Source organism: Mesorhizobium sp. M7A.F.Ca.US.005.03.2.1, assembly GCF_003997795.1.
Taxonomy (GTDB): Bacteria; Pseudomonadota; Alphaproteobacteria; order Rhizobiales; family Rhizobiaceae; genus Mesorhizobium; species Mesorhizobium ciceri.
The window spans coordinates 1-4,982 of the sequence record NZ_RZRP01000463.1; the positions used below are offsets into that span (position 1 = coordinate 1).

Here is a 4,982-nt window from a genome sequence, read left to right on the forward strand (position 1 = left end):
AGAAGCAGATTGCCGCGTTGAATGTGTTGTCGGCGAAGGGCAGTTTCGGTCTTGCCCCCTCGCCCACCGACCGGATCCTTGATGTCGGCAGCGGCATTGGCGGCCCGGCGCGCTTCCTGGCCGCCACCTATGGCTGCCAGGTCGATGGTGTCGACCTCACACCAGCCTTTGTCGAGGCATCCGGCCGGCTGACCATGCTCAGCGGCCTTGACGAGAAGGTTCGCTTCCACGAAGCCGACGCGGCGCGACCTCGGTAATCTGGTGAAGCCGATGATTGCCGGGAGGGTTGGTTCGAGACCGCGATGGCATCGACACCCGTTCCGATCGCCCGCTCGGCATCCTCAGGATCGAGGATGCTCTTCAGAATAAGCGGCAGGGTTGTCAGCGAACGCAGCCAGGCAGTATCCGCCCAGGTCGGCATGGCCGCCGCTGCGCAGTGCCAACTTTGAGCACGCCGGTGTTCCGGTCCTTGAAGTATGGCGTTGCGAGGCCGTCGGGAATTATGAATCCTGCCCGGAACTGCCTACGGCGATCGCCTGGCGTCGGCATGTCGACCGTCACACAGATCGCCTTTGCGCCAAGTGCCGCCATGCGCTAAGAGTTGGCCATTAAAACCGCGATTGCTTTGCCAATAGAGCAGGAACCAGACTGGAGACTGGCTCACCGCCACGCCATCCTCGATCGCTGCATCGCCGTGGTCCCCAAAGTGAACACCGCTTCCGCCACTCCGGCGCCGCGCGCCGCCGCCACCTCGCTTCCGGATGCACCAGCCGCAGATATGCTATCGGGGCCAGGATGATCGGATGCGGCAGACTTTGCCCGAAGAGCGTGATCCCGGTATCAAGTCTTGTCACACGCGCAGCACGTGCCGCTTTCCCAAAGGCAAAGAGATACACCTCCTACTGTGTCAGCGCCGTTATCGAGGGGCGCTTGTTGAAGTCGCACTTGCCGGTGACGCTGTAGAAGAAGTCGGCATTTGAACACAACGTCGGCACGGTTGTGCCGCCGTCCTCCCAGGCTTGATAGCTGGCTACACCACAAGGCACGATGGTGAAGATGTCGACCTTCTGCCCAGTCGGGGTCTCGGTCCCCTACAATTCTCAGCATGTTTCTACTCCCGACGGACATTAGCCTTCGCGCATATACCACGCGACGGCAAAGCAAGGTCTGAAGCTATCGATCAATGTTTAATCGTCTCTCGCCGCCATGCCTGGGTCTTTGCCTCCAGGCTTCAGATTCAACAAACAACGCAGTATTGGATCAAAATCTCGCCAGCTACCGGGATTGCTGCAGGCAGACGCCACCGAACTCGAACTCCCAAGATGCAACCACATCTGACGCCGCGGCGTTTGCCGCGGACCTTCGGCTTTCAGGAGAAAGAGGAGCTGCCCTCTCTCCCCCGAGTCCTCACGCCCGAACGCGGATGATCGTCTTTCCCGAACGTCGCTCTTTCGAGTTGAAAGTTGCAACGGCGTCGTCGAGGGCCGCGACTTTGCCGATGTTCGTCCTCAGTGTTCCGTCCCGCACTCGCTGAATTATCTCGTATAGCTGGGTGCGATCGGTCTCGACGACAAAGTCAATCGCCAGGCCATCCGCTGGCCGCACGTCGGTAGGACCGACGACGGTCACCAGCGTGCCTCCGGCCCGGATCAGGGCTGCAGACCGCTTCTGAATGCCGCCGCCGATGACATCGAACACCAGATCGACGCCGCCGACGTCTTCCAGAGAGTCGTTCTCAAGATCGACGAATTCATTTGCGCCGAAGTCGAGCGCCTTCTGGCGGTCTGCAGTGCGTCCGGTGCCGATGACGTAAGCCCCGGCCTCCCTTGCAAGCTGCGTCACCATCGAACCGACGGCACCGGCCGCACCATGCGCGAGCACGCTTTGCCCCGCCTGAAGGCGGCCATGCTGGAACAGCCCCTGCCACGCGGTCAGGCCGGAGATCGGCAGGCTCGCACCCACCGTGAAGTCAACGTCGCCGGGCAGCGGCGCGAGATTGCGAGCTTCCATAGCGACATGCTCGGCGAGCGTGCCATCGCGATGCCAGTCTGCGAGGCCGAATACGCGCTGGCCGATTGACAGTCCCGTGGTGCCGTAGCCGAGCGCAGTGACCACACCTGCGAGCTCATGGCCGAGGATCGATGGCGTCCGGTCACGGAAGGTTCGATCAGCCCAGGTCGAAGGCCACTCCAGTTCGGTGTTGACGAATCCCGCCGCATGAACCTCCACAACAACATCGTTTATTGCCGCCCGCGGCTCGGGCCGCTGTACCAGCTTCATCCCGGCCTCTCCTGCAGCCTGATCCGTTGCTACGATCGCTTTCATGGGAATTATCTCCTCAGTGATTTGTTGGTTCGGGGTAAATTGCAGGCGTGGAAGGTTTTTCGACCTCTCACGCTTTTCCGTTATGCAAAGTCCAGGACATCAGCCACCGGCATGCGCGGCTTCTGCGGCCAGTTGCCGGCTCGCTCCGGTCCGACAGTCAACAGCATCACGGGCACTTCGTCTTCGGCCAGACCAAACTCGACGTGCACCGCCTCGGAGTCGAAACCGATCATCGGCGTCGAACCCAGGCCCAGCGAACGGGCCGCGTAGATGATCGCCGCGGTGCCAAAGGTCGCGGAGCGCACAGCTTCGTCGCGCTGGCGCTGGGGCTGATCGTCATACAGTCCGCGCGCGGGGATTTCCCACTCCGGCACCAGGCGTGCCGGCATGATGCCGGCTTCCACCACGGGCGCTAGACGGTCGGGGACGGTGCTGGCATCGGCCAGCCTACTGATGATGATGAATGTCACGGCCGCGTCGGTGATCGCGGGCTGGTTATTCCAGGCGATCGGACGCAGCCGCGCCTTGGCTTCGGGCGAGCGTACGGCGATGAAGCGCCAGTTCTGCAGGTGGAAGGAGGTTGGCGCGGACGTGCCGATACGCACCAGGTCGCGGATTTGATCGTCGGTCAGCGTTGCGGCGGTGTCGTAGTACTTTGCGGCACTGCGGCTCAGGATGGTTTCGATGACTGCGTTCGTCGCGAAAGCGTTTTTGCTCTTCCTGGTTTCCACGAAGATTTCGGCGGCTGCGCGGGTTGCGGGTCCGGTGGCTAGGCTGATGCAGTTCATTGGATGGCTCCCTTATCAAGTGATTACGGAGCTTAATTTACGAGGATGATTGATTATTTCGAGACTTAGTTAGCTCAATATGATGCTAGAAAGGATCAACTGACGCGTGAGACTCCAGTGCGGCTCGAGCCGATGCGGGATTGTGCGCCAGTCGGCGCCATTCCCCCGGCGTCATTCCCATCCTTTCGGCAAATACACGGCGGAACGCCGAAACCGATTGATATCCGACCGTCTCGGCGACGGTCTCGGTGCTGATCTCTGGCTTTTTTAGCTCGTTGGCTGCCAGACTCATGCGGAGATCAGTCAATAAATCGACGGCGGAGCAACCCAGCCTGTCTTGAAAGTGCCTCATGAATGTAGCCCGCGACATGCCGCACATGGCCGCCAAATCAGGCAGTTTCCAAGACCGCGCCGGATCCCCAAACATCGCCGCGATTGCTGGTGCCAGCCGCGGATGGCCGGCCAAGGCCAACAAGCCTTCGGGCGCTTCTTCGGTTTCGCTCGCCGCGCGCAGTACCAAGGTGAACAGGGCCGACGAAAGCGCGTTGAGAATGGCGCGTCCTCCCGCTCTGTCTCCGGCGGACTCCATTCGCATCAGCCTCACCAGGCTGGCCAATTGGTTGGAAGCAGAGCCGATACCGTTTTCTTCATGGCCGTCCATAGACCGCGCGACAAGGTTTGTGGGCAGGTAGTTACGGATCAACCGATCATGGGGTGGCGCGACGAAAAACCGTCCACACAGCAGGTCGAGCTGCTCGCCCTGGGCATCATTCTCGCTCAGCATCCATCCGGCAGACCCCCAGCGTTGCTGGGTAGGGATTGGTGTTTGCCCACTACCGTCGTGCAGCACATGCGCCGCACCGTGCGGCAGCAACACGATGTCTCCGCTCATCAGCTCCCTTGCTGTTCTCGTCTCCGGATCCTCTAAAATGGCCCGGCCCTTGACGATGACGTGGTAGGGAATTTCGTTCGCGGCAGCCCTGCTCCAGGGGACGCGCCACGGTGCACCGTAGGCGCAGCGGACCTCGAGCTGGCCAGTGACGGTGATCATTTGCAAGAGATGGCTGAGCCAGTCCACTTCAGACATTGGACCTCGAAAACCGGAAATGGTGAAACATCCTATCGCAATTATGGATTGGTTCTGCTTGTTGCCGGAGGCCACCGAGCGTCCACGATCAAGGTCCTTTATTAGACCTCGCCATAACATTCGGCTATCGACCCTTTTTGCGTCCCTACCCGCATCGAACGACAGGGAGTCGGCAGGACGCCGCTCAGCAGAGCGACTGTTTTCAGGAAGGCGCCGGGGTGACTTGAATGGAGGACATTGGGTGCAACGATTTTACCAAGAGCTGGAATGCCGCTGCCGACCGCGAACGCACGATAGTCGTCGGGATTCACAACCCAAGTGCTCGCCTCTTTCCAAAGGTCCAAGCGACTCCGCCTCCTGAGCAAGCCAGCCCGGAGACATGTCTTCCCAGCTGCCGCTCGACCGACGGCGACCAAGGAACGAGGTGGAAACCCAACCCGTTGTCGATCATTGCGAACCGGCCCGAGGCGAGCGAACACCTTTGTCGATAGATGCCAGCCACTTGGTCGCCTTCCGACGCTTTCGCATAGGGCAGACCAGTCTCTGCAGCCAGTCGGGCGCCGAGCGCGTTCACCTCGCGATCGCGTAGCGTGTCGATCAGGTTGCGAGCGAGGATCACGCGTTGGCCTTCGTGCCGTGCGAGGCCCTCCTTGACATGATGATCGGTGCGATCCTGAAGCGCCTGCTTCACTTGCCTGCCGAAGCCCCCCTCCCCGATTTCGGCGGGTCTGCTCGCGACAAGCTGACGGTCGAGCCAAGTCGCGCCGCCGGCACCGATCTGC

At 61.1% G+C, this 4,982-nt stretch carries 7 protein-coding genes and 1 pseudogene; 1 reads left to right on the forward strand and 7 read right to left on the reverse strand.

Going from position 1 to position 4,982, the window contains the following annotated elements:
* Positions 1-257, forward strand: a 257-nt coding sequence (locus tag EN991_RS41055) for a methyltransferase domain-containing protein (RefSeq protein WP_245461048.1), incomplete at its 5' end; no start/stop codon positions are given.
* 68 nt (positions 258-325) lie between these two features.
* Here EN991_RS41055 and EN991_RS41060 read toward each other — a convergent pair.
* The 7 genes and pseudogenes from EN991_RS41060 to EN991_RS23065 all read right to left on the reverse strand — a co-directional run.
* Positions 326-421: pseudogene (locus tag EN991_RS41060) on the reverse strand (alpha-hydroxy-acid oxidizing protein); the annotation flags it as partial.
* The gene (locus tag EN991_RS41795; protein WP_348630504.1) at positions 382-591 is read right to left on the reverse strand and encodes an alpha-hydroxy-acid oxidizing protein; all 210 of its coding nucleotides are present in this window, start codon (positions 589-591) and stop codon (positions 382-384) included. The gene EN991_RS41795 and the pseudogene EN991_RS41060, both read right to left, overlap by 40 nt.
* A gap of 17 nt (positions 592-608) precedes the next feature.
* A complete protein-coding gene (locus tag EN991_RS41800) occupies positions 609-896 on the reverse strand; it encodes an alpha-hydroxy-acid oxidizing protein (RefSeq protein ID WP_348630108.1) in 288 nt (95 codons plus the stop codon).
* 511 nt (positions 897-1,407) lie between these two features.
* Positions 1,408-2,325: an NADP-dependent oxidoreductase gene (locus EN991_RS23050; protein WP_127369611.1), complete on the reverse strand. Its 918-nt coding sequence runs from the start codon at positions 2,323-2,325 to the stop codon at positions 1,408-1,410.
* 80 nt (positions 2,326-2,405) lie between these two features.
* Positions 2,406-3,113, reverse strand: a complete 708-nt coding sequence (locus EN991_RS23055; RefSeq protein ID WP_245461049.1) for a nitroreductase family protein — start codon at positions 3,111-3,113, stop codon at positions 2,406-2,408.
* Positions 3,114-3,198: 85 nt separating this feature from the next.
* Positions 3,199-4,200 carry an AraC family transcriptional regulator gene (locus EN991_RS23060; protein WP_127369612.1) on the reverse strand — a complete coding sequence of 334 codons (1,002 nt, stop codon included), beginning with the start codon at positions 4,198-4,200 and terminating at the stop codon, positions 3,199-3,201.
* A gap of 307 nt (positions 4,201-4,507) precedes the next feature.
* Positions 4,508-4,982 (reverse strand): DUF3363 domain-containing protein (locus EN991_RS23065; RefSeq protein WP_127369613.1); only part of this gene is annotated, 475 nt, incomplete at its 5' end.

What these genes read in the sequence shown, in the direction of transcription:
- EN991_RS41795 (WP_348630504.1), bottom strand. Translation starts at nt 591, where the DNA reads ATGGCGGCACTTGGCGCAAAGGCGATCTGTGTGACGGTCGACATGCCG.
- EN991_RS23050 (WP_127369611.1), bottom strand. Translation starts at nt 2,325, where the DNA reads ATGAAAGCGATCGTAGCAACGGATCAGGCTGCAGGAGAGGCCGGGATG.
- EN991_RS23055 (WP_245461049.1), bottom strand. Translation starts at nt 3,113, where the DNA reads ATGAACTGCATCAGCCTAGCCACCGGACCCGCAACCCGCGCAGCCGCC.
- EN991_RS23060 (WP_127369612.1), bottom strand. Translation starts at nt 4,200, where the DNA reads ATGTCTGAAGTGGACTGGCTCAGCCATCTCTTGCAAATGATCACCGTC.